We start from the raw sequence: 26,865 nt of genomic DNA, 5'->3' as shown, positions 1-26,865 counted from the left end.
TATGGAGTCCAAACACCTTATATACTTAGCCACCATTCTTGATAAAGGCTCCATTACCGCGGCGGCAGAATACCTTAATCTTGCTCAGCCCACTCTGACCCGAGCAATGGCGACCTTAGAGATGCAAGCCGGCACCCAGCTTTTTACTCGCAGCCGCTTTGGCGTGACCAGTACCCAAGTGGGAGAATCCCTTGCTAGAGAAGGCCGAGCCATTACCCGTCGTCTAGGTGCTGCACAGGAACAAGTTTCTCGATATAAATTAGGCATTAAACAAAATTTGCGCATTGCTTCTGGCTCCCTTTTAGCAATGGGAGTATTGCCCAAAGTGATTGATCGCATGATTGAAGAACACCCAGACGTGTCTTTGACCATAACCTGCTTAAACCCCTCTGTTGCATTGGAAGGGTTACTCGATGATCAATTTGATATCGTCATTGCACCGCAATCATCAGACAGAAACACCACCAGCCTTTATAGCGAACGACTAAAAGAAGACAAAATAGGCATCTTCTGCGGCCAACAACACCCACTGGCCAATAGAAGTGATATTCAGATTGATGACTTTATGTCTCTTGACTGGTTAAGCTTAGGAATCGCTTCTTACTTTGAACAACAAACCACTGAAATGCTCTCATCCTATGGCATCCACGGCGCAAGAACCAAAGCCGTATTCCGCAATGATGCTTATATGCTCATGAAAATGTTAGCGTCTGGCCGCTATCTCGCCGCACTACCTCACTTCCCTGTTACCGTGATCAAAGAAGAATTTTCGATCTGTGAACTTAAGCTCGAACACATTCAACCTGTCTCCCGCGATTTGTACCTATGGTGTGTCAGTCCTTTACAGGAGCAATTCGCCTTTCAGTCTTTTCAAAAAATCGCCAAAGAGGTATTTGAAGAACAGAACATTGGATGAGCAACCTTCCCCTGAAAAGCTGCCTAATTGCTTAGATAACAAAGTAGCCGATGCAAGCGAGACATTGAGCATTCAAATACCTTTCCCAAACATAGTGACAAAAGAAAACGTTGATCAATTTGATACGAATGTTTGTTTGAGCAATTAAATTTTGCCTTTGCTTGACCTTGGACCTAACTCCAAGGTTTATAATTCCTTCTAACACTTCGTGACCAGACGGATCTAAACACCATGTATCGAATTGGCGAACTCGCAACACTCTACAAGATCAATAAAGACACCTTACGCTTTTATGAAAAAAGCGGATTATTGCATGCATCAGCTCGCTCAGACTCAGGCTATCGACTGTATTCGGAACAAGACAAAGACATTTTACATTTCATATTACGAGCCAAAGGAGTGGGATTTACCCTAGCTGAAACCCAAGAATTGCTGTCCATTGAAATCAACAAAGAGAGCAATTCTTGCTCAGATGTAAAGCAGCTGGTAGACGATAAATTGACTGAAATCGAAGCTAAAATAGCCGAATTAAAATGCTTTCAGAGCTCGTTAAAAAAACTCTCCGATGCCTGCTGTGGTGGCCATGAAAGTGCCGTTCATTGCACCATTCTAGAAGCATTAGAACAAGACACAAACGAAGTCCAATATGAATCTTCCGTTCATCAAGGAGATCAATGACATGTTGTTTTTATCTCACTTTTATCAATTGTTTTTAGAATCCGCTCCATGGTTCATTTTTGGCCTTGCTTTGGCTGGCATAATGAAAACCTGTATTCCAATAAATTGGATGAACCAACAGCTGGGTGGTCATGACATCAAAACCACAGTAAAAGCCGCCTTCATCGGCGCTCCCTTGCCTCTCTGTTCATGTGGTGTGATTCCAGCGGCCATGGGTTTACGCCGAGCTGGAGCCTCAAAAGCCGCCACCAGCTCTTTTCTCGTTTCAACACCGGAAACAGGCGTCGATTCTATCTCCGTATCCTACGTTATGCTTGGACCTTTCATGGCCATTGTTCGACCAATTGCAGCCATTTTTAGCGCCATTCTTGCGGGCTTATTCGTAAACTCATTAGATAAGCAAAGCAAATCCTCTTATTCCGTTGACGACAAGCTAACAGACAATACACCATCCTGTTGTGCCTCATCTCACTCAATAATGCCAAAATCCGCTCACAACACGGCGGCAAATTCGTCCAACGACAAAAACACCTCAAACTCTTGTTGTTCAATCAACAAGAAACAACAAAACAACGTCGCACCTAATTCCTCCTGCAGCACCCAAAAAACCAACCGTATGAACAACGCGGCCCAAAAAATACAAAAAGGATTACGCTTTTCAGCCACTAACTTGGTGGATGACATCAGTATGTGGTTAATAATCGGCATCGGTTTTGCCGCATTAGTACAAGCTTATTTACCCAGTGGCTTTTTAGCCCAATGGGGAGACGGCATTCTCGCGATGCTCATCATGGTCATCATTTCTATTCCTATGTACATTTGCGCAACAGCTTCCACACCCATTGCCGCAGGACTGCTTTTAGCCGGTGTATCACCAGGTGCCGTTTTGGTGTTTATGATGGCGGGACCAGCAACCAACATTGCCACATTGGGCGTAATCGGCAAAGAAATGGGTAAAAAGACATTACTCGGGTATTTAATTGGCGTGATTGGTGGCGCACTAATGTGCGGTTACTTGGTTAACTTTCTTGCTGCTCAATTCCATATTGAAATACAGCCGCAAATAGGTCCAGAACACGCTCTCTTGCCCTACTGGTTAATCTTGTCATCAGCAACTTTATTGGCTTTTTTAATCAGCCTATCTTTCATTAAAAAAGCCAAGAACCTCCTAAAGTAAGGTGAATAGGTGCTAGGAAGCGATACCTGCTTATGTAAATTGGTCAAACCAAAGAGAGGGGAAGCACTTGAAGAAGTGCCATATTCATTAATATGAGGCTCTTTTTGTAGAATTAGAAGGATGGAACGAATGCTTGAGAAACCAGGAGCGATTCACCTTGCCAGAAGCCAACAAAGTAACCAACTGCCAAAACGCCCTGCTCAATTACGGTACGGGAGCCAACACGCTAAACGCCCACATACAAACACGGTTGGATTCTTTACTGGACGACTTGCAAGTGGCCAGTGCGGTGAAGTCTGTAGACAGTTATTTGAATGATGTGCCAGACAATTGTGCCAACATCAACACCATCATGGATACCGCCGCCGGCGCAACGGATGACTTGCTCGCCGCATCGAGCGACATTTTGAATGAACTGGACCAGGGTATGACGGATTTTGATGCTGGCTGGTTTGATTGATGATCCTTGTGTAAGACCCTTTTTGGTGAGATTGGCAGGACCAGAGTTGAGTCAGGTGCTAGTGAGTGATTTTGGGGTTGGGGATGTTTGATAACTTTTACTTGGTTGGGTTAATGAGTTTTTTCGGACAAATAAATCACTTTCTTTAGGCATAAAAATTTGCAAAAAAAACCTTTACAACGCTTGCCAAATCGCTGTTCAAAGAATGATCAAGAAAGAAAGGTTAGTAACCACTTAGTCATGGTAACTTTCTAGTTTTTGCGTTTTTTTCAAGCCTTGATTTTGAATCCATTGAGCATCAAAATGATTCTTGTAAGCCTTGCTACATCTGGTTTATAAATAAAAAAGGCCTCAATTAAGAGGCCTCTTAGCGCGAGAACAAGCTTGTTTTAACCAGCTACTATTCCCGACTCGTCATCGCAAGAATAGTATTTTGATCTGGTTTACTCAAGCTTTCTCGAAAAATTTACACAACTTTTTACGAGGTGAAGCATGAGATATTATGCTAAAGCATCGTTGATAGTTGTCCTAATGTGCCTTGTGTCTCCCCCGGGAAGCTCAGTAGTCATTAGCAACATCGACTTTGCAATTAATTTATAACGCTGTACCCAAAAGCCCATCAAACGATGGGCTTTTTCATTTCTACGATGATGGCTCATAAAAGCAGTAGCCTATCACAGGCTTAAATTACCCGAACAATTAACCTTTCTTCTTTGTGACTTAGCGCCGTAGAAAAGCTCTATCATTGGGGCGTTTTGTTTTAGGTTCCTGCATCTATACAAACCAACTTAACATTATTTTTACGATCCAGAATACACCATACAAACCTCGAATGATTAAAGGCATATAAATGCTTAAAAGTAAGATAGCCATTTTTACTATGGTAAATAGTAAAATTCCGCCAACAGTATAAACAATGATTTTAGACGTAATAATGTTAGCCGCAAATTGTAAGATAGAAATCAACGCTTTATCTAACTTTGGAAATCTTCCATTAAACTCAATCATTAAGCAGCTCTCCAAACTTTGTTTGTATTTAACATTAATTAATATTATCAAATTATTTTGATATATCCCCTTAAAACACTAACGATGTGCCATATTCTAAAACCTGTTTTGCTAAACTTTTCATCGTATCAGTCCCTTGGTCTTTTATCGCCTCAATAAGCTTTTCTCCATAGCTCCTATCTAAGCTTTGAGGAATTTTATTAAGGGTTTGTAAACCTTTACTTGTTAGTGTGCAACCCGCAAAACTTGACATTTGTTCACACTCTAAATGTATATAACCCTCTCTAACTAACCACCTTACTGTATGCTGAACAAGTTCAACATCGCCATCTGGAAGAAAGAAACCTCCAGCATCTACTGCAACATAAAAATCAGCTGCAGACTCATCCGTGAACTCATCAATATGGATGTCAATTTCAATAGGAAATTTCTCATACAATTTTGCGAAAATTTTGGCAGTTACTTCATTAAATCGATCCATGTTTTGACTCAATGTATTTTTCCTTTTCTTGCTTCTCAACAGCTTAATAGATTATTAATTTTAACAGTTGATTTTCCATGTTGAACAGGTATAGGTTCCCACTTCCCCACACAGCTATTAGATTTTAATTCTTAAAACCTCTCCAAACTGGAGCAGTATACTTTAGAACTGATGATGCACTCCCGTTCTTTCTTTAAATTTCGCGCACAATGATTTATGACTTTCTTTCGAAGAGAATGTTTCGGCAAACTCGCAAGTTACCCACACATCAAGCACTTCTCCTTTATCTAAAGTATCATTAAAAGCTAGATTCCATCTGACTTCCCTAACTATAAAATCTTCTGAACCTGATTCACTTACTCTTGAAAAAGAAATCCGATCCCCTTCTCTTGGCAGTTCAAGCAAATCAATAGATACCATGTATTGCTGTTCATCTTCAGTTGGTGCAACAAACGCTAATTTCACTAACATATTAACCCCTCACTAAAACTAACCATTGAAAGTGCTTGTTCCATCTTAAAAATTGTGACGTGTCACGCTTTTAAAAATAGCCTATATTCAACTGACTATCAGATTAAGGAGGATATATGGAACACTCAGATATGCGTCGGATGATGCAAGAAGCGCTTGAACTAAAAACCGGTGAAGTATTTGAAATCATCTATCATGGAGGTAGTTCACCTGGTAGCCGTCGTACAATCATGCCGTTGAAGGTAGACAAATATACTGTTTACGCTAAGTGCTTTGCATCAGACTCAGAAAAGACTTTTCGCTTTGATAATATGGAACTCGCAAAAAACAGCAACGCTCCTTTATGGCAACAGTTTGACCAACAAAAAACCAATACATCACCAAAGAAAAAAGCAAGAATATTCGATTCGATTAATGATCCAATGAGTAAAAAATCTATCTTTTTTATGGCGCTATTCTTTGGCCTTATTGCGGGTTATTTCTTTGGTTACATTGGTTTTATCATCGTTTTTTGTCTGTTTGTTTATGTTGGACTTGACAATAATAGGAAGCTGAAAAAGAAAAGTGTAGCCTCACAAACTCAAGCCCAAACCACTGTCTTCGCGCCAACTAGCACCAGTGGAAAAACTATTTCCATTGATAGTCAATCTACTGGAAGCACAGATACAAACAACCTATCAAGTAAGACAAATTTTACTTCGGTTCCCACTCCCACCACGAAAACAGAAGCACGCCAGATGGTCAAGGAACTCGAAACTGAAGAGGATGTGCGTAACTTTGTACTCTCTTGCGAGGAAGCCCAAGACAATCTTTATGATAACCATGACTTAACAGAGAAACAGCTAGATAAACTTTCGGACTTACTTTCTGATGCAATGGACTTAGCGGAGTTCAAAACCCTTGCATGGCAATTTTTGCCCGATGTTTCCCCCCAAACCTCTTTAGAAGAATTAAACATAGCTTACAAGATGTTTTCCAATAGTGAATATAAGTCACTACCTAAGAAATTTAAGCAAGATAAGTCATGGTTAGAGCTAACTATTGGGGATGAACCAGACCTTCCAGACGAATTTTTAGCGAACCTGATCGACTTTCGTGAAATTGTCGAATCAAAAATATCAGACGATCAAATGATTACCGCCATAGATAACTATCTTTCTGAACATCCAATATTCATGGAAGAATACTTTGGTGAACTTAATGAAGATGCAAGCCTAACCCATGGCCAAGAGTGGTTTGCATCAAAACTGTCTCAGCTTGGTTTACCCGCTGCATGGGAATTATACGCTGAAGGTTACACCACTATTGAAAAGTGCCTAGAAATTGACCCCAATGAGTTTATTAAACGTCGCGGAATCGGCCCAAAGAAAAAACAACAGTTAATAGAGTTTCAAGAGAAACACAGATAAATCAAAACGCTCCATCACTGGGGCGTTTTTCGTTCATAGTAATGGTTGTTTTAATTTCTCTAGGCTGTATTCGCCTGACAAGACCATGAGCCGGAAGTCATCCACTGCGTTCATGAAACCGTATGCTGAACTTTATAAAATAGAGAAAACGCCTGAAAGGCTTAGTATAGAAGAGATAGAAAGAATTTAGAAAGGTACAGAAACAAAAAAGGCACCATAAATGGTGCCCGGGACCGGAATCGAACCGGTACGCTCGTTAAAGCGCAAGATTTTAAGTCTTGTGTGTCTACCAATTTCACCACCCGGGCAATCTGATTATGGAGGCCGGAGTCGGAATCGAACCGGCGTTCACGGAGTTGCAGTCCGCTGCATGACCACTCTGCCATCCGGCCTCTATCAGAAATCTTTAAAGATGGAGCGGGAAACGAGGCTCGAACTCGCGACCCCAACCTTGGCAAGGTTGTGCTCTACCACTGAGCTATTCCCGCGTCTCAAAAGACGGTGCCTATTCTATGTATTTGAGCTTTCACGTCAAGGAAAAATTCTAAATAAATGGCTAACTTAGGCACTTTTTTGCATTCTGATTAGTTTTTATCCGATTCCTTCGACGTCAACTCAGGCCAAGCCGCTTTCAGATAAACGTACATGGACCAAAGCGTCAGCAAGGCCGCTGCGATCAATACGCCTTCACCAAGATGAGCGATTAAAGTATCTGGACGTGACCCCAACAAAATGAAAATAGCCAGCATTTGCATGGCGGTTTTCAGCTTACCAATATAAGACACCGCCACGCTGGCGCGCTTGCCCATTTCCGCCATCCATTCACGCAGAGCGGAGATCACAATCTCTCGACCAACAATCACCGCACTGGCCAACGTCATCAAGGGATTGGAATAGCTTGCCACTAATAGCACTAAGGCAATGGAGACCATCAGCTTATCTGCGACTGGATCAAAAAAAGCACCGAAGGCTGATGTCTGATTTAACTTTCTCGCCAAATAACCATCTAACCAATCCGTAATCGCCGCTAAGGCAAAAATGATGGCACAGGTATGATAGCGCCCTTCCCATGGTAAATAATAAATGACCACCAATACCGGAATCATCAAGATGCGAACGGAAGTTAAAATATTCGGTATATTCATTTCAAATCCAATTAATGCTGGGGCAAACCTGCCCAGTAAAACATAACGTTTAAAGACTAAACCTTAACTCTTATGCAAATAGAGGTAAATTTCTTCGGCTTTTTTCGCACTGATGCCTTTTACCTTGGCAATGTCTTCCTGACTGGCGGATAACATCTCCTGATAACCACCAAATGCCGTGAGCAATTCTTTTCGGCGATTGGGGCCAATTCCTGGAATCTCTTCTAAAACCGAATGTCGACGCTTTTTATCCCGACGTCGACGGTGGCTCTTTACGGCAAAACGGTGCGCTTCATCACGAATATGCTGAATCAAGTGCAGCGCTGCAGAATCGGGCGGCAGCACAACCTCATCTTCCTTGGATCCAATGTATAGGGTTTCCAATCCTGGTTTACGAGTGTCTCCTTTCGCTACCCCTAACAAAAAGATATTCACCAAACCCAACTCTTGTAACACGGCTTCCGCTTGGCTTAGCTGGCCTTTACCACCATCGATGAGCAAAACATCTGGTGCTGGGTTTTCGCCGCTTTTGACGCGCTTATATCGACGCGTCAGAGCTTGTTTCATCGCTGCGTAATCATCACCCGCTTCAACCCCTTCAATATTGAAAGACCGGTAACGCTTTTTATCTGGTCCATCCGGTCCAAACACAACACACGAAGCAACCGTCGCCTCGCCACTGGAATGACTAATATCAAAACATTCCATATGGGCAGGCGGTTCTTTGAAGCCTAACAACTTTTGCAACGCAGTTATACGGCTAAAATGATTTCGTTTATCAGACAATCGCGCTTGCAAGCCTTGTTCGGCATTCAATTTTGCAAGTTCTAACCATCTCGCCCTTTGGCCACGAACACTTGAAACAACCTCTACCTTCTTACCTGTGGTTTCAAAAATGCCTTCCATGAGACTTTCAGCATCGTCCAGCTCATGACTTAGAACTAAGGCCTTTGGTAGTTCTTGTGCACCACCTAGGTAAAATTGGGCAATAAAGGAAGACAGCAATTCTCCTTCACTGATTTCCAATGGCATTTTCGGGTAATGGCTTTTACTGCCAACCACCTTACCATTTCTCACCATCATCACATGAACACACAAGCCACCTGGCTGAATGATAGAAGCGATCACATCGGCTTCACCAGACTGACCATACACATGTTGCTGCTCTTGAATGTGCTTGAGCTGGATCATTTGATCACGTAGCTCTGCCGCTCGCTCAAACTCCATGCCTTTAGCCGCATCCGTCATCTGCAGACTGATTTCATCGGTTAATTCTTGATTACGACCCTGTAGAAACATTCTCGCATGACGCACGTCAGCATCGTATTCTTCATCACTGATTAGACCAACACAGGGGCCAGAGCAACGCTTGATTTGATATTGCAAACAAGGTCGCGAGCGATTGGCATAAGTACTGTCTTCACACTGGCGCACCTTAAACACCTTTTGCATGGTGTTCAGACTTTCTTTCACCGCCGTGCCGCTCGGAAAAGGACCAAATAAGGTACCTTGTTTGGCTTTATCACCACGACGAAATAACAAGGCTGGATGTTGGTGATTCGATAACAAGATGTAGGGATAAGATTTGTCGTCCCTTAATAGAATGTTATAAGGTGGACGGTGTTGTTTTATTAGGGTTTGCTCAAGCAGCAAGGCTTCGGTTTCGCTTTTGGTAACCGCAATTTCAATGGCCTGTATTCGACTCACTAACGCCATGGTTTTCGTGGTCAAACCGGTGGGCCGAAAGTAACTGGCCACCCTATTTTTTAGATTTTTTGCTTTACCGACATAAAGCAATTCACCTTGCTCATCATACATACGATACACCCCAGGGCGCGTCGTAAGATGACTAACAAAGTGTTTAGAATCAAATTCGGAGTGGCTCAAACAAACCTCGTTCTAGCCCATGCCGAGTACGTTGTAACGCACGGCCAAATGGATAAGCTCAACGTCGCTGTCAATATTTAACTTAGCGAAAATTCGGGTACGGTAAGTACTAACGGTCTTAGGACTGACATTAAGGTGTTCCGCAATTTCACTGGATTTTTTGCAATCAACAATCATCTGTGCAACTTGCAGCTCTCGGTCTGATAACTCTCCTAACGGCGAGCCCTGATCATCGATCGAGAATTTAGACAAGGCCATCTTCTGAGCGATGTCTTTGGAAATATAATGCTCACCTTTCGACACCATGTTAATCGCGTCTAATAACTCGGAAGCATTCGTGCCTTTGGTGACATAGCCCGACGCCCCCGCTTCAATCAATTTTACGGGATACAAGTTGTCATCTAAAGCCGACAGAGCGATCACCTTGGTTTTCGGCAAAATGCGTTTTATTTCTTTCGTTGCACCCAATCCGCCGATTCCCGGCATGTGCACATCCATCAATACAATATCAGGTGTAGTCGCTCTGGACTGCGCAATGGCTTCCTCACCACTGTGCGCGACGCCCACCACCTCGACACCTTTAACGTCCTGTAACACGAGGCTAATGCCTTGGCTGACCATATCATGATCATCCACAATTAAAACTTTTAACATAACCACCTCTGCCATCTTTCAATACAGGTTTCGTTATCTCCATGACGCTTATGACAACCTGCTATTGAACCTTTGTCAACAAACAGAAAATATAATTCACTATCTAATTCACCTAGTTAGGTAAACGACCATGAAAACCAAGCTCTATTAGCTTAGCTTGGCTGAGCTCTCGGTAGCGTTGTCGAATACCAGAACCTTGTGTCTTCTGAGTGTAATAAAGCAGTGGGGCAATAGCGTCTTCTTCCATACCTAACTGCTCGGCAATCTGCTGCGCCAACTCTGATACATCCAATGTGTGTTTGTCTTCAATCATCACCACTTGCGGTACGCTTAAACGCTCACCGGCAATGACTCGATCGATAATGTTTAAATAAGCCTGTTCAAACAGCGGCCAGGTGACTCTTTCCTCTTCTGATTTAATCTTGTACCAACCAGTGTCAGCACCAGCAAAATACACCGCTGGGTGACTCCAACGGAAGGTCAATGGATCGACTCGGCATGCACAAGCTTCTTTGTAGGCCGAACGCGGATCAATCAAACCATACGCTTTGTAAGCCGTATTAATCAGTTTTAAAAACTCGGATATGGTCGGCGGCCAAGCATAGGTTTCTTTTGTTCGCTCAACAGCATAAGCCAACAAGGGCTCTTGAAAACCTTTTAAGGCAATGGCCCACTCTCGTTTTGCCAGCTTTACTTCGTCTGGGGTGCTATAAGCTGAGGCAAACTTGTGTGTGTAAATGGCTTTAAAACGGGCAAACAGCATGTTAACCAACACACGAGTCTGTTGCTCGGCCTCCGATGGACCGGCGTCTCTCGATGCACCATAGCCAGCCTCAGCCTGATCACCAGTCTGTGTCGTGAATGTTGCTGAGGGCGTCGCTAACTTGCTCTCGAGAGGTTTTATTAAATTTTGAACTGACTGAGGTTCCTTCATATGAAGACCGATCCGATTGTTTGTATTGCCACTGACGTTTTACGTATTTAAAAAACTCACTGTTCCAAGTTCTGACGTTTTTACGCTGCTCTTTGATGCGTAACAAAAACTCTGTTTGTAACCCCAAGGCAAACTCACGAGAAATCCCTGCTTGCAAGATTTGCTCAAATGTCGCTTCTTCGGGTTGCCATTGATCTGGCTGACGCGCTCGTTCTTTTTGCTCTAAATATAAGTCAAAGTCGGTGACACCACGACGATCTTTTACAACCGGCGGCGAGGTTTCATAGTGTCGTGTTGGCGCTTGCGTCATGTAGGTTTTAGGCTGAGGTGTGAATTCTTCCGTCTTTTGACGTGAAGCCTTGTGCAAGCGATCCATTTTGTCCATTAACTGATCGTCCTGCACCGCCGCTTTAGGCGCGACAGTCGGTGTCACTTGGTCTGCTTTTTTCGCCGCCAACTGCACTTCGATTAGATCATCTTGACGCTGGAAGCTCAAAAACTGACTGAGCTGTAGATTTGCTAACAAGCGCAAAATCACCGGCACGGTCCAAAAAGGTAATTGGCGACTTAACAAACGCATGTCCAATCTCAATGTTTGAGTATGTTGCGCATAAAATTGCTGCTGCAAATACGTCAGTAGAACGGTTTCTTCTAAGCCGATCTGAGCGGCCATAGAAAATGAGATGGGTAAGGAATAATCGTGTTCCAACATAAGTCTCGCTTCACCTAATAGGTTTCTTAGTCTATCAAAAGCCAGTTCCATAAGCACGGCCAGCCTTCATCAATCTAACGACTAAAAACCAACATTTTTTACTAATAAGTCTCGCCTTTGTCGCTTTTCCATTATAAAACAAATATTCTTACTTGAACTTTGGAACTTTCCACCTCATATTAAGTCCATAGTTAAACATAAACTTTATAGGAGTTACTCTCATGCGTTACTCAGAAGCCCTTTCGACACACACGTCCCAAGCGGCCAACAAAACGCTCCGCAACACCTACGGACTGTTGTCGCTAACCCTTTTGTTCAGCGCCTTCACTGCGGGTTTGAGCATGGCTTTGAACTTACCTCACCCAGGTTTAATTCTAACCTTGATCGGTTTTTACGGCTTGTTGTTCCTAACCCACAAATGCCAAAACAGTGCGGCCGGTATCCTTTGCGTATTTGCTCTAACGGGTTTTATGGGATTAACCTTAGGCCCTATTTTAAGTGCTTATTTAAGCCTTTCAAATGGTGCTAGCTTAATCATGAGTGCATTGGGCATCACAGGTTTGTCCTTCTTAGGCTTATCCGCGTATGCGCTTGTTTCTAAGAAAGACTTCAGTTTCCTAAATGGCTTTATCACGGTTGGCTTTTTCGTACTTTTATTCGCCGTTATTGCCGGCTTCTTTGTACAAATGCCAGCGTTGCAAATTTTCATCTCTGCGGGCTTTGCCCTTTTCTCTGCGGCCATCATTTTGCTGCAAACCAGTGAGATTGTTCGCGGCGGTGAAACCAACTACATCATGGCAACAGTAAATCTTTATGTTGCCTTGTATAATATGTTCATCAGCATCTTGTCTTTGCTAGGCATGTCTAGCAGCGACGACTAATATTGATACAGAAACCAAAAAGGCCGCTGACTGCGGCCTTTTTTATCGGTAAAATTCGCCTCTAATTGAGGATTTAAGGTTTAGCATCATGCAACACACCCTTCTCGTAACCGGCTCACCGTACCAAAGCAAGGCTTGCCATTCGGCCTTGCGCTTTGCTAAAGCCGCGTTAAAAGCACAACCAGACAGCATCAAAGGGGTGTTTTTTTATGAAGATGCCGTACTAATAGGCAATACATTAACTCAGCCACCACGTGATGAGATCAACCTAAAGCAAGCATGGCAAGACCTCGCCAATGAGTTTAACGTCCCCTTATATTTATGCATTGCGGCGGCAGTTCGACGTGGCGTCATCAACGAAACAGAAAGCAAACGCTATGAATTAAATCATCATTCACTCGCTCATGGTTTCCAGCTTGAAGGCCTAGGCACCTTAGTCGAGCTGATGAGCTCTACCCAAAAAATCATTCAATTCAGGTAAGACGATGAAGAACACTTTGATACATTTAACATCGAGCCCTTACAGCAGCCTTGCCTGTAAAGAAGGCTTAGATCTCGCCTTGGTATTGGCAACGTTCGAACAAAAAGTCGACCTTTGCCTTTCTGGTGCGGCACTTTCGCTGCTTACAAAGAACCAACAACCCACACCAGAACAAGGTAAAAATCTGCATAAGTTGCTCGATGGTTTGGAATTTTATGACATTGAAAACGTCTTTGTTGAATCTTCTAGCTTAGCCCCAGACCCAGAAACTCAATGGCCTGGCATCACCTCACTGAATTCAGCCGCATGGTCTGAGTTGTTCTCAAGCTATCAACAGGTATTTCGCTTTTAATTATGACACTCCACCAGATTAATCAATTGAGCTACTCAAACGACACGGAATCGCTTTGGCAACAAAGCTTAAAGCAAGGTGATGCCGTCCTCCTGATTGAAGAAGCCATTTTAAGACTGACACAAGTTCACTCAACGCATATGACGTCACTAGAAGAAAAGCACATCCGCCTTTATTATTTGCAAAGAGACGCTGAAGCGTATGGCATTGAACCTAGCCTAGGCCAAGCACTCAGCGACACAGAATGGGTCGAATTAACCTTCTCAGCACCCAGTCACATTAGTTGGTAAACCTTATGTTAGATTCGACTTTATTAGATGAAGAAGGTTATTTATTAAACCTAGACGACTGGTCCCCCGAGCTAGCGCACCAACTCGCCACTCAGGAAGCCATCACACTCACAGATCAGCACTGGGAAATCATTCATCTATTACGTGATTTCTATCACGAATTTGAAGTGTCCCCTGCTATGCGCCCCTTAACCAAAGCTGTGTCAAAAAAGCTTGGGGCAGAGAAAGGCCGAAGCATCTATTTAATGACACTCTTTCCGGGTAGTCCGCCAAAATTGGCTGCGAAGATTGCTGGCTTACCAAAACCAGCAAACTGCCTATAACTGGCCATCGCCTCATTACAAATTCGACGTAAAAAAAAACGGACCCCCTTCAACAAAGAAGAGGCTCCGTTATTATGTCTAAGGAAGGTACGAACAAGTTCACTGGCTTCAGAAGACTTATTCGCACCTCCCCTAGAAACAGAGACTAGTATTTACCGTACCAAGCCAGCTTATCTTGCAAAGTCACGACTTCACCGATAATTAATAAGGCAGGCGATTTAACCTCATTCTGTGTCGCCACATCAAACACATCGATAATAGTGGAGGTGAACACACGTTGAGCCTTGGAAGTTCCCTTCTCTACCACCGCCACCGGCATAGTTGGCGACATACCGAATTTCAACAAAGATTGACTGATATCTTTAAGGCCAGTTAATCCCATATAGATCACCAAAGTTTGAGCAGGATGCACCAATTCTTCCCATGGTAAATCCGTCGTACCATCCTTCAGATGTCCTGTCAGAAAGCGCACTGATTGGGCATAATCACGATGCGTTAAGGGAATGCCCGCATATGCAGCACAACCTGCTGCCGCCGTTACCCCAGGTACGACTTCAAAAGGTACACCTTCTTCAATCAACTCTTCCAGCTCTTCACCACCACGTCCAAAAATAAAAGGATCGCCGCCTTTTAGTCGAACAACCTGATGACCTTGTTTGGCTTTTTCCGCTAGCAAAGAATTAATGTCTTCTTGTGGCAAGCTATGCAAGGACTTAGCTTTGCCTACATACATTTTCTCAGCGCTCTCCGGTATTAACTCTATGATCTCCTGTCCCACCAGTCGATCATATAACACCACATCCGCCTGCTTTAGTAGTCGATATGCTTTGAGCGTCAGTAACTCAGGATCACCTGGCCCCGCTCCAATCAAATAGACTTTACCCATCATAATTTTTCTCATACAAAAAAAGCCTCGTCGAGAGGCTTTTTTATTAAAAGCGCTGATTACGCCTTACTTAATAACGTTTTACCGCCCATATATGGCACCAATACATCAGGAACACGCACACTGCCATCAGCATTTTGATAGTTCTCAAGTACAGCGACCAAGGTACGGCCCACAGCCAAACCAGATCCATTCAAGGTATGTGCCAACTCAGGGCGGCCTGTTTCAGGGTTACGCCAGCGAGCCTGCATACGACGCGCTTGAAAATCCCACATGTTAGAGCAAGAGGAAATCTCTCGGTATTTAGCCTGTCCAGGCAACCAGACTTCAATGTCATAGGTCTTATGAGCGGAGAAACCAAGATCCCCACCACACAAAATAACCGTACGATAAGGTAACTCAAGCTTTTGTAGAATGACCTCAGCATGCCCTACCAACTCTTCCAAAACCGCTTCTGAGCGATCTGGGCGACAAATATGAACCAACTCTACCTTTTCAAATTGATGCTGGCGAATCATGCCGCGTGTATCACGACCATAACTGCCCGCTTCACTTCGAAAACAAGGTGTGTGAGCGACAAACTTTTTATGCAAATCCGCATCGTTAAAAATTTCGTCACGAGCCAAGTTCGTTACCGGCACTTCGGCGGTCGGAATTAGGTAAAAATCGCTGTTTCCGCTGTCTTTATCGACCGGAACCTTAAACAATTCTTGCTCGAATTTAGGCAGCTGCCCTGTTCCTTTTAAGGAATGAGCATTCACCAAATACGGCACATACACTTCGTTGTAACCATGCTCATCTGCATGGGTATTAATCATAAACTGAGTCAAAGCACGATGTAGACGCGCCAAATCAGAGCGCATCACGGCAAAACGAGAACCGGTAATTTTGACCGCGGCTTCAAAATCCAGCATTTCCAAAGCTTCGCCAAGATCAACATGATCTTTCGCTTCAAACTCAAAGCGTTTTGGCTCACCCCAACGGCGAATTTCAACATTATCGTCTTCCGACACACCAGCAGGAACAGACTCATGAGGAATGTTTGGAATACCTTCTAGCAAAGCATCCATGTCCGCTTGCACTTGAGTTAACTGCTCTTTTGCAGCGTTTAAATCATCGCCCAAGGTGGCTGTTTGAGCTTTTAAGTCAGCGGCTTTTTCTTTATCGCCAGACTTCATCGCCTGACCAATTTCTTTGGATACCGAGTTGCGAGACTGTTGCAGCTGCTCTGTTTCAATCTGGATGGCTTTACGACGTTCTTCTAGCGACGAAAATTTAGCCACATCCAGTTCGTAGCCTTTCTTTTTAAGTTGAGCCGCAATGGCCTCAGGGTCAGCGCGCAATGCTTTAATATCTAACATCTCAGCAACAATATCCTCTAATATCCAATAAAAACCAATCTGCCTAAAACAAGCAGATTAAAAAAAGCGAGTTAACGCCATACCGATGGCGAGCCCAAGCACGCCTAAAATGCAGCTCAATAATAAATAGCTTAATGCCGTTAGCCAAGCCTGCATGTGAATTAATGAGACAATTTCCAACGAAAAGGTGGAGAAGGTGGTAAATGCCCCCAAAAAGCCGACGATCACCAGAGGTCGATAGGGTTCAAGAGACGGCATTTTCTCACTGATAACCACAAAGGCAACGCCCATCAAGACACACCCCAGTAGATTGACCATCATGGTAGCGAATGGAAAATGATGGTGCCAATAAGTGTTAATCCATTTGGTCATACCATATCGACTAAGGGCACCAAGTGCTCCACCAAACGCGATCATCAGATACATCATGACTCCTCTCCCCAATCGGTTGCGGAATAACGCTGTTGCAAACTTTGACGGTCTAGCTCTGATAACCAATCCATCTTCTCAGCAATTTTTTTCTCTAGCCCTCTGTCCGAAGGCTGGTAGTAACGCATTTCAGCCACTTCTTGTGGCAAGTAATTTTCCCCTGCCGCATACGCATTGGGTTCATTATGCGCATAACGATACTCATCACCATGCCCCATACTTTTTGCTAGCGATGTGGGCGCATTACGCAAATGAATCGGCACCTCATAACTCGGCTGAGCTGCCACATCAGACATCACTTGATTAAACGCTTGGTACACGGCATTACTTTTAGGCGCGCAAGCCATATACACAGCGGCTTGCGCAATGGCTCGATTGCCTTCCCCTGGACCAACTCTTTCAAAGATATCCCACGCATTTAACCCCACTTGCAAAGCTCTTGGGTCAGCATTGCCAATATCTTCAGAAGCAATGGCCAATAGGCGTCGAGCGATATACAAGGGATCACAACCGCCATCTAACATTCGCGCCATCCAATACAAAGCGCCGTCAGGCGATGAACCACGAACCGACTTATGAAAAGCAGAAATTTGGTCGTAAAACACATCTCCATTGCGATCAAAACGACGAACGCTACCGCCCAGTACATCTTCTAGCTGGGCCTGAGTCACTTGCGTATCAGGCTCGACCAAGTCCGATAAAATTTCTAAAAAATTTAACGCTCGACGAATATCACCGTCCGCCGCCTGTGCCAAAATACCTAAATAATGGTCATCCAGTGCGAACTTCATACTGGCCAAACCTTTTTCTTCATCCTGCAAGGCTCGCACCAACACTTGTTTCAAATCATCCACACTCGGCGTTTGCAAACGATACACTCGCGCTCTCGACAAAAGCGCCGAATTTAACTCAAATGCTGGGTTTTCAGTGGTGGCACCGATAAACAGAAAAGTACCATCCTCTATAAATGGCAAAAAGGCATCTTGCTGCGATTTATTAAAACGATGGACTTCATCCACAAACAAAATGGTTTGAGTGCCGTTCATTTGACGTAATTGTTTAGCCTGATCCACCGCAGCACGAATCTCTTTGACCCCAGACATCACTGCTGAAATCTCAATGAAGTGACCATCCAGAGCCTGACACAACAACTGAGCGAAAGTGGTTTTTCCTACCCCTGGCGGCCCCCAGAGAATAAAGGAATGACAATGACCTGTTTCAACCATTCGACGTAGTGGTTTACCCGGCCCAACCAAATGCGATTGACCGATATAATCCTCTAAACCAGTGGGTCTGAGCCTTGCCGCCAACGGCTGGTAAACATCCTTGCTCAGATCCGAAAACAGGTCTTTCATTATTGCCCTTCTACTATTAAATCGACATCATCCGGCAAATCCAACTTGAAATTTTCTTTTGCCACACCATCATGCGCTTCAACATTGTTAAACTCGATGACCGTGGTCTGCCCTAAGGCATCCAAAATACTCATGGCATCAATCACTTGATCACGAAATGATAAGGTGAGTGTTTGAAATAGATCCTGATCTTCTTGCGGAGATAAGCGAAATTTTTCTGCACCCAAGGCAGTGATGTTATAAAGCGGCAATACTGTCTCAGCAGGCTGCCCTAACAAGGCAGCAGGCGAAGAACCAAGCTCACCGGATAAAGGACGCTGTGTCGCTTGCTCTAGGTCTACATCCCAAATGGTAATGATATGACCATCCGATATAATGCGCTGTGCAAAAGGTTTAATGCTGTCCCAAACAAACTGATTTGGTTTTGCAAGAAGAAACACACCCTCACTGACTTGCAGCTGCTTGCCCTGCTCATCGTAAGTTACTTGTCGAAACTCCCCTTCAATATTGCGATTTTGCTCCAATAAAGCCGCCACTCGTTGAGCCGGTGTTTCCTCAGCCTGTACCACACCTTGAAATAAGAGCCCAATGAATAAAGTGACCAGTGCCAGCATTCGTGTTTTCAAAACAATTCTCCTATGGAAATGATAGCCGCGACTATTCTGGAATTAAGATATCGCGCTGCCCATTGGTCCCCATTGGTCCAACCAAGCCAGCCGCTTCCATCGCTTCTACTAAATTAGCGGCTCTGTTGTAACCTATTTTCAGACGTCGCTGAATAGAAGAAATTGAGGCTTTACGAGTTTCAATAACAATCTTTACGGCTTCATCATACAGCGCGTCTTTCTCTTCACCGCCATCACCCGACATCAAATCCTCTGGGTTCACCACCACGTCATTGATGTAGTCTGGCTCACCTCTTTGTTTCCATTCTTCCACCACAGCATGTACTTCTTCATCCGACACAAAAGCACCGTGTACACGAATAGGCGTTGGTAACCCAGCCGGCAGATACAACATATCCCCCATACCTAACAGCTGATCGGCTCCGCCTTGATCAAGTATGGTTCGGGAGTCAATTTTTGATGACACTTGGAAAGCCATACGCGTCGGAATATTGGCTTTAATCAATCCTGTGATGACATCCACCGAAGGACGCTGAGTGGCTAGAATCAGGTGAATCCCAGCCGCACGGGCTTTTTGTGCAATACGGGCAATCAACTCTTCCACTTTTTTACCGACAATCATCATCATGTCAGCAAACTCATCTACCACGATGACGATATAAGGCAAAGGTTCAAGATGCGGTACAGTGCGCGCCACACCGTCTTCGGAGAACATCGCCATTTCCGGTTGCCATAATGGGTCTTCTATTGGGCTGCCCGCTTTAATGGCTTCACGAACTTTCTTGTTGTAACCCGCAATGTTTCGCACCCCAAGCTTGGACATCAGCTTGTAACGACGCTCCATTTCATCGACCGACCAACGTAAGCCATTGGCCGCATCTTTCATATCGGTAATGACGGGCGTCAACAAATGTGGGATACCTTCATAAATCGACAATTCCAACATTTTCGGGTCAACCATGATCATGCGAACATCGTCTGGTGTCGATTTCAGCAACATGCTCAAGATCATGGCATTCACGCCCACAGATTTACCAGATCCTGTCGTACCAGCGACTAACACATGAGGCATTTTGGCCAAATCCACCACCACAGGTTCGCCAGAGATATCGTGCCCCAAGGACAGGGTCAAACCCGAAGAGGCATTATCATACATATCGCAGTTAATGACTTCCGAGAAATAAACGGTATCCCTGACCTGATTAGGAATTTCAATCCCTATGGTAGATTTACCTGCAATGACTTCAACAACCCTGACACTCATCACACTTAAAGAACGCGCCAAGTCTTTTGCTAAATTGGTAATACGAGACACTTTCACACCAGGCGCGGGCTGAATCTCAAAACGCGTAATCACAGGACCTGGATTGACTTCTACCACTTCAGCTTTGACGCCAAAATCTTGCAACCTTTGCTCCAACAGTGACGACAGTGAAAGCAACTCTTCTTCACTATACCCACCTTGTTTTGGCTTAGGCTGCGTTAAAACAGAGCGATCCGGCAAGCTATAACTTTTTTCTTGCGGCTTCACAGGCTCTTCTGACGAGGATGGACCACCTAGGTGATCTAATTGCTTAGCTTCCGACAAAGTCCGTACAGCCGGCTTATGAGCAGGTGTCGTCGCCTCTTCGTTATTCCCAAACAGCAAGTCATCCGCCTTCTGCTTACTCAGAACCTGCGCTGAAGGCTCCTCTTCAGCCACTGGTTCAGTCACTTGAGTCTGAGTCGATTCAGGTAAAACCTGTGTTTCGGCCTGAGTCGGTTTGGAAGGCCATTCTTCTTCAATATAGAGGGTGTCGCCAAAATCAATCTCAGTTTCATCCACCGAGAGAGAATCCAACCCATTAAAATCGGGTTCTTGTTGAATGCTATTCGTTGGAGTTTCTGAAGTCGTTTCAACGGACGACGCAGCTGATTTCGAAAAAAGTGAGGCCAAAGAAAACTTTCTTTTAGACTGTCGCGCTTCATTTGAGTCTTCTTCAGTCAAATGATCTTGGGATGGCTCCCCTTGCAAAGCCACATTGTGCTGGGATGTTGCTTTCTCTTCTTTGATCTTTGAAGCGACTTTCGGGCGATTTTTTTGCTTGCGAAAAATAGCCGGTTCTTCAGCAGAATCCTCAGACATAGAATCTTCAAGCCTTGCAGACTTATTGGCTCTCTTTTCCTGACCAGCCACCCACTTATTTTTCAACTTAGAAATTAATTGATAAACCCCTTCTCCCAACTTATCCATCAGACCAAGCCAATGAAGTTGCGATAACAGAGTAAAGGCTAAAATAACGAACGCGAGACTAACCAGAGTGGCACCATCATAACCAATGACACTATAAAGCAGAATCCCTAAACTCTGGCCTAAAATGCCACCCGCACCATATTGCAGATCTTGCTCCCCCACCGTGTGGAGAAAACAAAGTGCAGAACCAAAACTCAAATAGAGAATACTACCCAACACACTGAGCAGAGCATTATTAAGGGGTAAGAGTCTGTGAGGGTTGCGCCAGACAATAATAGCGACCCAAAAAAACAAAGGCGGCAAAGAATAAAACAAAGCGCCGAAAAAAGCGGACATCAAATCGGCTAAAGTCGCGCCAATGGGGCCCATAGAATTCTGTATTGCACCACCAGAACCAGAGTAAAACCATCCAGCATCTTGTGGGTTATAGGAATAGGTTGCTAAAGCGAAAAAAAACAACACCAATAAAGCCGCAATAAAAGCCGCCTGCTTTGCAAACATATCCCAAATTGGTGATCGTGCCGACTCACTCATCTCTTCTGACAAAACTGCCTTCCTATCTTATGCTAACCAAAACAAACACATGCTTAATCCACTGCATGCCAAAACACGTTAAGCTTACCATAAAAAAAGCCAGCCCCAAGGGCTGGCTTTCGTATTTCCTAAGAAAGACTTTTCAAAAAAAGAAAGTCTTAGAAAGTAGCACTTACACCAACGATAGTACGCTCGTCAGTATCACCGACTAAATCACCAGAATAATTTTTCACGTAGTAAGTAAGGTCGCCAGCAGCATATTCACCAACAAAGTACGTGCCATCAGGCTCGTTTGCACTTTCTAAGTCTTGAGAATACTCAACAGTCAAAGTCAAAGCTTCTGTAGCAGCAATTGCAACAGATGCTGTCATTTGCTCAACATCAGTTGTAGTACCTGTACCTGTTTCGCCAACACCATAGTTCAAAGATAGTGTTGCTGGACCAGCAGTAGTTTGAACACCAACGTTTACAGCATTCGCATCATCTATAGAGCCACCAGAAAGACCCGCTTTAAATCCGCCAAAGTCTTGAACATAAGAAAGCGCGAAACCAACTTGAGAGTCTTCAGAACCAGAAGCTTCAGTTGCTTCAAGTGCAACAGTCAACTCTGGAGTCACAGTGTAACGAACGCCAGTGTTATCGGTATCACCTTTAGTACCTTGACCTGTATTTAAATCAACACCACTGTAAATCTCATCCATACCCATGAAAGAGCCAGTAGAAACAGATCCGTCAAAACGACCAAAAGAAACAGCGCCTTGCTTAACGTAAAGTTTTTCCATACCAACTGTTGTGCCTTCATCTTCACCGCTAGTAGCGATTTCAATTTCAGCATACACAACGCCAGTGTCAACAGAAAGTTCTACTTCACCAATATCAGTACCATCAACAAGATCACCATTACCATCGTTGCTGTAGCTAGTATATTCAATTCCAGCTTCGCCAGAAAAAACAGCTTCAGCAGCAATAGTTGTAGTAGAAACAGCAGCCGCAACAGCAGATACTGCAAACACAGAAGCAAGTTTAATCGCTTTCATTCAAGATTCCCCTTTATATTATATTATGTGGCCTTGTAGACCCTTTGATAGATTTTCGTCTAACCAAGAAACGTTACTAAATCAACGACTCATGTATCTTAAAACCGATCAGTTTCACTTTTGTGACAATTGCCAAAAAAGCAAATTATCTAGTAGTTCCAAAACTGCATCCAACAATTTTTCGAATTACTGTTTAGGACTGCATCGATTAAAACCAAGTTTTCCTTTACTGGTCAAGCACTCCTTGCACTTTTTTTCTATTTTTTTTCAATTTATACCCTTTTTTGAACAAAAAACAGCCAATCCAATTTAAAAAGACCATTTTTCTTTATTCATTTGTGCACAATTAAATAAAATAGACCATAAAGTGTGTCAGGAAGTCGCAACCCGAATATCTTTTCTTCCTCATTCTGCATATCGGGTCATAAAAATAAAGCTTTAGTGTTTTTTTACCTTTTTTATCAAAGGTAGCTTTTACCCTTAAAAAAAATATAATACTTTTCGATCATAATGTTATAGCAATTTAGACGTTATGTTGGTTTGAATTTTAGGTCGATTTGAATGTGAGATCGACCTGAAGAAACAAAGAGCAAATTTAATGACAGATGTCCTTGCGAATGATGAATGTGAGTTGTTGATTCTCTCTGAATCCCCTTATGACACCCCTCAGCCGCATAAAGCGCTTCAAGATCCAGAAGGACTATCCGCTATGGGTGGGGATTTGTCGACACAACGGCTCATCCATTTATACCAGCACGGTTTTTTTCCCTGGTACAGTGAACCTGATCCCATTCTATGGTGGCATCCAGAGCAACGCTGTACCTTATCACCCGATCATTTTCACCTAGCAAAATCCCTTAAAAAAACCTTAAAAAAATCGAACTTGCAATTTTCGATCAATCAAGCTTTTCACACCGTCATTCATCATTGCGCCGATTTACGAGCCAAAAACGAAGGAACATGGATTTCAGATGATATTAAGCAAGCCTATTCTCGCCTTCATGAATTGGGCTTCGCTCATTCAGTCGAAGTATGGCAAGGAGAACAGCTTGTCGGTGGCTTTTACGGGGTTGCGATGGGGCAAGTTTTTTTCGGTGAATCCATGTTTTCATTGCAGCCAAATGCCTCTAAAATGGCACTTAAAGCCTTTTGCGACAAGGCAAAAGACTTTCACATCGCCCTCATAGACTGTCAGGTAGAATCCGACCACCTACTCTCATTAGGCGCCAATCTCAGCCCTAGAAACCACTTCATTTCACAACTTAAAGACCTTATTCCTCAACCTGAAATTAACCAAAAATTGATAGAATTTTCAAAGAATGGGCAAAAACAGCCAATTAATGTCTAAAAAATAGCCCTAAATAAAACAGGGAATTTGCCTTGTGGCGTGTTTTTAGGCAAAATATGCCTCGACAAAATTTCAGGTGCTGCTAAACATCGCTCTTAGCATTTTTGAGACCGTTTTATGCGTTTAGCGCTCACTAAGCTAAGAAGTCTCTTCTAGGCTTACTGCTCTCGAACAAATTCAGGTCGGCGCCTACCAACCAAATTAAGTTAACACCATAGGACACATATTGTGGCAAAAGAAGAAGGCTTAGAAATGGAAGGCACTATCATTGATACGTTGCCTAATACCATGTTTCGCGTCGAGTTAGAAAATGGACACGTTGTTGTTGCACACATCTCAGGAAAAATGCGCAAAAACTACATCCGAATCCTAACAGGCGATAAAGTTAAGGTAGAACTGACACCGTACGATCTATCAAAAGGTCGCATCGTCTACCGAGCTCGTTAATTCTGTCAATCATTGAATATTCACTAGATTGATATAAAAAAACCACAACCCAATGGCTTGTGGTTTTTTTTGGCTCAATTAAAGAAATCGAAACGATTAATGCACCACCGCTTCTTTGATGACCTCAAATTTGAGCTCATCTTTCTTTTCATCCAATGTCACTTTGACTGTGCCACCCTCATTTAGATCACCAAACAGTATCTGATCGGCCAAAGGTTTCTTCAAGTGCTCTTGAATCACCCTTGCCATTGGTCGGGCACCCATTTGTCTATCATAGCCCTTGTGAGCCAACCAGCCTCGCGCCATATCAGACACATCCAACAAGACACCTTTCGGGTCCAATTGCGCCTGAAGCTCCACAAGGAACTTATCCACCACGTTGAAGATAATGCGCTCATCCAACTGCTGGAACTGAATAACAGCATCCAGACGGTTTCTAAACTCTGGTGTGAAGGTTCGGTTGATGACTTCCATACCATCGGTCGAGTTGTCTTGGTTAGAGAAACCAATAGAACGACGTGCCAACTCTTCGGCCCCTGCATTTGAGGTCATAATCAAAATCACATTACGGAAGTCGGCTTTGCGACCATTATTGTCCGTCAAAGTCCCATGATCCATCACCTGCAATAACAGATTAAAGACTTCAGGGTGAGCTTTCTCAATCTCATCTAATAGAACAACACTGTGGGGGTTCTTGGTAACCGCTTCCGTTAACAGACCACCTTGATCAAAGCCAACATAGCCCGGCGGCGCACCAATCAAACGAGACACCGCATGGCGCTCCATATATTCCGACATATCAAAGCGGATTAGCTCTAAGCCCAATTGTTTGGCCAGCTGCTTAGTCACCTCAGTTTTACCGACCCCGGTTGGCCCCGCCATTAAGAATGAACCAATGGGTTTTTGCTCTGCCTTTAGACCTGCACGAGACAATTTGATCGCAGACGACAATGAATCGATGGCATTGTCCTGTCCAAACACCACCATTTTCAAATTACGCTCTAAGTTTGACAGCACCTGCCTATCATCGGAATTCACCGCTTTCACTGGCACTCGCGCTATTTTGGAAACAATGTCTTCGATATCCGCTACGGTAATCACGGCTTTGCGCTTATCTTCTGGTTGTAAGCGCTGATACGCGCCAGCTTCATCCACCACATCGATGGCCTTATCTGGCATATGACGATCCGTCACATAGCGCTGAGCAAGCTCTGCTGCCGCCAACAAAGCAGGCTCTTCGTATTTGATTTGATGGTGCTCTTCAAACGCCCCTATAATGCCTTTGAGAATTTGATAAGTATCGTCCACGCTTGGCTCGTTTACATCAATTTTCTGAAAACGACGAGCGAGCGCATGATCTTTTTCAAACACACCACGAAACTCTTGGAAGGTCGTTGAACCAATGCAACGCAAACCACCCGAACTAAGTACAGGCTTCAATAAGTTCGACGCATCCATCACCCCACCAGAGGCGGCACCCGCACCTATGATGGTGTGTATTTCATCAATAAACAGAATCGCATTAGGCAGTTTCTTCAACTCGCCTAGTAATTGCTTCAAGCGTTTCTCAAAGTCACCGCGATATTTCGTTCCGGCCAGTAATGCCCCTAAATCCAGAGAGTAAACCACGCCATCCGCAATGACATCGGGCACTTGCCCATCAACAATGCGCTTAGCCAAGCCTTCAGCAATGGCCGTTTTACCGACGCCCGACTCCCCCACAAGCAAAGGATTGTTTTTTCGACGACGGGATAAAGTCTGAATAACGCGTTCAACCTCGTATTCACGACCAATCAATTTATCAATTTTGCCATTCTTGGCTTCTTCATTCAGATTCAAAGCAAATTTTTGCAAAGGTGCCGTACTGGTATCTTCCGCATCTTCTTCTTGATCCACTTCCTCAGAAGAGTCACCTAGCTTAGAAATGCCGTGAGCCACATAATTGACCACATCAATACGCGCGACGCCATGACGCTTTAACAGGTAAACAGTTTGACTTTCTTGTTCACTAAAAATAGCCACCAACACATTGGCGCCGGTTACTTCGCGCTTACCTGAAGATTGAACATGGAAAACTGCTCGCTGTAGCACACGCTGAAAACCAAGAGTTGGCTGAACCTCACGTTCTTCATCATCTTCAGGAATCAAGGGGGTTGTACTGTTGACAAACTCTTCGAGCTCGTTACTCAAAGTCTCTAAATTCACGCCACAGGCCTTCAGCACATTGGAGGCCGCACCGTTTTCAATGAGTGCTAACAACAAATGCTCTACCGTCATAAACTCATGACGTTTGTCTCGGGCCGCTTTAAAAGCTGTATTCAGGGTTTGCTCTAGTTCTTTATCTAACATT

Annotated in this window: 28 protein-coding genes and 3 tRNA genes; 12 read left to right on the top strand and 19 right to left on the bottom strand. The window is 43.9% G+C overall.

The genetic code is table 11. The annotated features are described in order from the left end of the window. Position 1: 1 nt before the first annotated feature. The 4 genes from MAR181_RS05120 (at position 2) to MAR181_RS05105 (ending at position 3,231) form a co-directional block, all read left to right on the top strand. Positions 2–916: a LysR family transcriptional regulator gene (locus tag MAR181_RS05120; protein ID WP_013795527.1), complete on the top strand. Its 915-nt coding sequence runs from the start codon at positions 2–4 to the stop codon at positions 914–916. Between the two features lie 231 nt (positions 917–1,147). Beyond that, a complete protein-coding gene (gene zntR / locus MAR181_RS05115) occupies positions 1,148–1,594 on the top strand; it encodes a Zn(2+)-responsive transcriptional regulator (protein ID WP_013795526.1) in 447 nt (148 codons plus the stop codon). Position 1,595: 1 nt separating this feature from the next. Then, on the top strand, positions 1,596–2,771 hold the full coding sequence (locus MAR181_RS05110) for an SO_0444 family Cu/Zn efflux transporter (RefSeq protein ID WP_013795525.1): 1,176 nt from the start codon (positions 1,596–1,598) through the stop codon (positions 2,769–2,771). Between the two features lie 133 nt (positions 2,772–2,904). After that, complete coding sequence (locus MAR181_RS05105; RefSeq protein ID WP_144011207.1) at positions 2,905–3,231, top strand: DUF7217 family protein; 327 nt, start codon at positions 2,905–2,907, stop codon at positions 3,229–3,231. 774 nt (positions 3,232–4,005) lie between these two features. Here the strand turns inward: MAR181_RS05105 and MAR181_RS05100 are convergent. The 3 genes from MAR181_RS05100 to MAR181_RS05090 all read right to left on the bottom strand — a co-directional run bounded on the left by MAR181_RS05100 (position 4,006) and on the right by MAR181_RS05090 (position 5,191). After that, positions 4,006–4,239 (bottom strand): hypothetical protein, encoded by a 234-nt coding sequence (locus tag MAR181_RS05100; RefSeq protein WP_013795522.1) that lies wholly within the window; start codon positions 4,237–4,239, stop codon positions 4,006–4,008. A 70-nt stretch (positions 4,240–4,309) separates the two neighbouring features. After that, the gene (locus MAR181_RS05095) at positions 4,310–4,732 is read right to left on the bottom strand and encodes a hypothetical protein (RefSeq protein ID WP_144011206.1); all 423 of its coding nucleotides are present in this window, start codon (positions 4,730–4,732) and stop codon (positions 4,310–4,312) included. A 150-nt stretch (positions 4,733–4,882) separates the two neighbouring features. Next, positions 4,883–5,191, bottom strand: a complete 309-nt coding sequence (locus MAR181_RS05090; protein WP_013795520.1) for a hypothetical protein — start codon at positions 5,189–5,191, stop codon at positions 4,883–4,885. Positions 5,192–5,307: 116 nt separating this feature from the next. Here MAR181_RS05090 and MAR181_RS05085 point away from each other — a divergent pair, with 116 nt between their 5' ends. Then, entirely contained in the window at positions 5,308–6,600 is a 1,293-nt protein-coding gene (locus MAR181_RS05085; protein WP_013795519.1) for a hypothetical protein, read from the top strand. A gap of 221 nt (positions 6,601–6,821) precedes the next feature. Here MAR181_RS05085 and MAR181_RS05080 read toward each other — a convergent pair. The 8 genes from MAR181_RS05080 to MAR181_RS05045 all read right to left on the bottom strand — a co-directional run bounded on the left by MAR181_RS05080 (position 6,822) and on the right by MAR181_RS05045 (position 11,932). Continuing rightward, positions 6,822–6,908 (bottom strand) — tRNA-Leu (locus MAR181_RS05080). A gap of 10 nt (positions 6,909–6,918) precedes the next feature. Beyond that, positions 6,919–6,992, bottom strand: a tRNA-Cys gene (locus MAR181_RS05075). Between the two features lie 21 nt (positions 6,993–7,013). Then, positions 7,014–7,088, bottom strand: a tRNA-Gly gene (locus tag MAR181_RS05070). A gap of 96 nt (positions 7,089–7,184) precedes the next feature. After that, entirely contained in the window at positions 7,185–7,745 is a 561-nt protein-coding gene (pgsA, locus tag MAR181_RS05065; RefSeq protein ID WP_013795518.1) for a CDP-diacylglycerol--glycerol-3-phosphate 3-phosphatidyltransferase, read from the bottom strand. Positions 7,746–7,808: 63 nt separating this feature from the next. Continuing rightward, positions 7,809–9,632, bottom strand: coding sequence for an excinuclease ABC subunit UvrC (uvrC, locus tag MAR181_RS05060; protein ID WP_013795517.1), 1,824 nt, complete (start codon positions 9,630–9,632; stop codon positions 7,809–7,811). A gap of 12 nt (positions 9,633–9,644) precedes the next feature. Next, the gene (locus MAR181_RS05055) at positions 9,645–10,286 is read right to left on the bottom strand and encodes a response regulator (protein WP_013795516.1); all 642 of its coding nucleotides are present in this window, start codon (positions 10,284–10,286) and stop codon (positions 9,645–9,647) included. Between the two features lie 112 nt (positions 10,287–10,398). Further along, the gene (locus MAR181_RS05050) at positions 10,399–11,220 is read right to left on the bottom strand and encodes a replication protein P (RefSeq protein ID WP_245546211.1); all 822 of its coding nucleotides are present in this window, start codon (positions 11,218–11,220) and stop codon (positions 10,399–10,401) included. After that, positions 11,129–11,932, bottom strand: coding sequence for a DnaT-like ssDNA-binding domain-containing protein (locus tag MAR181_RS05045; RefSeq protein WP_041651637.1), 804 nt, complete (start codon positions 11,930–11,932; stop codon positions 11,129–11,131). The genes MAR181_RS05050 and MAR181_RS05045 overlap by 92 nt, the downstream gene beginning before the upstream one ends. Positions 11,933–12,153: 221 nt before the next feature. Between MAR181_RS05045 and MAR181_RS05040 the strand changes: the two genes are divergently transcribed. From MAR181_RS05040 to MAR181_RS05020, 5 genes are all read left to right on the top strand, one after another. Beyond that, positions 12,154–12,813 (top strand): Bax inhibitor-1/YccA family protein, encoded by a 660-nt coding sequence (locus MAR181_RS05040; protein WP_013795513.1) that lies wholly within the window; start codon positions 12,154–12,156, stop codon positions 12,811–12,813. Positions 12,814–12,901: 88 nt separating this feature from the next. Beyond that, a complete protein-coding gene (gene tusD / locus MAR181_RS05035; RefSeq protein WP_013795512.1) occupies positions 12,902–13,294 on the top strand; it encodes a sulfurtransferase complex subunit TusD in 393 nt (130 codons plus the stop codon). A 4-nt stretch (positions 13,295–13,298) separates the two neighbouring features. Beyond that, entirely contained in the window at positions 13,299–13,646 is a 348-nt protein-coding gene (locus MAR181_RS05030; protein WP_013795511.1) for a DsrE family protein, read from the top strand. A gap of 2 nt (positions 13,647–13,648) precedes the next feature. Further along, positions 13,649–13,936 carry a DsrH/TusB family sulfur metabolism protein gene (locus tag MAR181_RS05025; RefSeq protein WP_013795510.1) on the top strand — a complete coding sequence of 96 codons (288 nt, stop codon included), beginning with the start codon at positions 13,649–13,651 and terminating at the stop codon, positions 13,934–13,936. Positions 13,937–13,941: 5 nt separating this feature from the next. Beyond that, entirely contained in the window at positions 13,942–14,259 is a 318-nt protein-coding gene (locus tag MAR181_RS05020; RefSeq protein WP_013795509.1) for a TusE/DsrC/DsvC family sulfur relay protein, read from the top strand. Positions 14,260–14,404: 145 nt separating this feature from the next. Here MAR181_RS05020 and cobA read toward each other — a convergent pair whose 3' ends face one another. From cobA to MAR181_RS04985, 7 genes are all read right to left on the bottom strand, one after another. Then, the gene (gene cobA, locus MAR181_RS05015; RefSeq protein WP_013795508.1) at positions 14,405–15,160 is read right to left on the bottom strand and encodes a uroporphyrinogen-III C-methyltransferase; all 756 of its coding nucleotides are present in this window, start codon (positions 15,158–15,160) and stop codon (positions 14,405–14,407) included. A 44-nt stretch (positions 15,161–15,204) separates the two neighbouring features. Then, a complete protein-coding gene (serS, locus tag MAR181_RS05010; RefSeq protein WP_013795507.1) occupies positions 15,205–16,506 on the bottom strand; it encodes a serine--tRNA ligase in 1,302 nt (433 codons plus the stop codon). 57 nt (positions 16,507–16,563) lie between these two features. Beyond that, complete coding sequence (gene crcB / locus MAR181_RS05005) at positions 16,564–16,935, bottom strand: fluoride efflux transporter CrcB (protein WP_041651177.1); 372 nt, start codon at positions 16,933–16,935, stop codon at positions 16,564–16,566. Then, complete coding sequence (locus MAR181_RS05000) at positions 16,932–18,290, bottom strand: replication-associated recombination protein A (RefSeq protein WP_013795505.1); 1,359 nt, start codon at positions 18,288–18,290, stop codon at positions 16,932–16,934. Before MAR181_RS05000 ends, crcB begins: the two co-directional genes overlap by 4 nt. Further along, the gene (gene lolA, locus MAR181_RS04995; RefSeq protein WP_013795504.1) at positions 18,290–18,916 is read right to left on the bottom strand and encodes an outer membrane lipoprotein periplasmic chaperone LolA; all 627 of its coding nucleotides are present in this window, start codon (positions 18,914–18,916) and stop codon (positions 18,290–18,292) included. The genes MAR181_RS05000 and lolA overlap by 1 nt, the downstream gene beginning before the upstream one ends. Before the next feature lie 31 nt (positions 18,917–18,947). Then, positions 18,948–21,695: a DNA translocase FtsK gene (locus tag MAR181_RS04990; RefSeq protein WP_013795503.1), complete on the bottom strand. Its 2,748-nt coding sequence runs from the start codon at positions 21,693–21,695 to the stop codon at positions 18,948–18,950. Positions 21,696–21,841: 146 nt separating this feature from the next. After that, a complete protein-coding gene (locus MAR181_RS04985; protein ID WP_013795502.1) occupies positions 21,842–22,720 on the bottom strand; it encodes a hypothetical protein in 879 nt (292 codons plus the stop codon). A 598-nt stretch (positions 22,721–23,318) separates the two neighbouring features. Here MAR181_RS04985 and aat point away from each other — a divergent pair. Both aat and infA read left to right on the top strand, forming a co-directional pair. Then, positions 23,319–24,068: a leucyl/phenylalanyl-tRNA--protein transferase gene (aat, locus tag MAR181_RS04980; protein ID WP_013795501.1), complete on the top strand. Its 750-nt coding sequence runs from the start codon at positions 23,319–23,321 to the stop codon at positions 24,066–24,068. 228 nt (positions 24,069–24,296) lie between these two features. Beyond that, entirely contained in the window at positions 24,297–24,515 is a 219-nt protein-coding gene (infA, locus tag MAR181_RS04975; protein ID WP_013795500.1) for a translation initiation factor IF-1, read from the top strand. Positions 24,516–24,611: 96 nt separating this feature from the next. On the opposite strand, the gene clpA is transcribed toward infA, so the two are convergent. Continuing rightward, positions 24,612–26,864, bottom strand: a complete 2,253-nt coding sequence (clpA, locus tag MAR181_RS04970; protein ID WP_013795499.1) for an ATP-dependent Clp protease ATP-binding subunit ClpA — start codon at positions 26,862–26,864, stop codon at positions 24,612–24,614. Between the last annotated feature and the right edge of the window lies 1 nt (position 26,865).

Origin of the sequence: Marinomonas posidonica IVIA-Po-181, from assembly GCF_000214215.1 — a bacterium.
Classification (GTDB): domain Bacteria; phylum Pseudomonadota; class Gammaproteobacteria; order Pseudomonadales; family Marinomonadaceae; genus Marinomonas; species Marinomonas posidonica.
The sequence above is the reverse complement of the archived record's forward strand: the minus strand, read 5'-3'. Positions and strand labels throughout refer to the sequence as shown.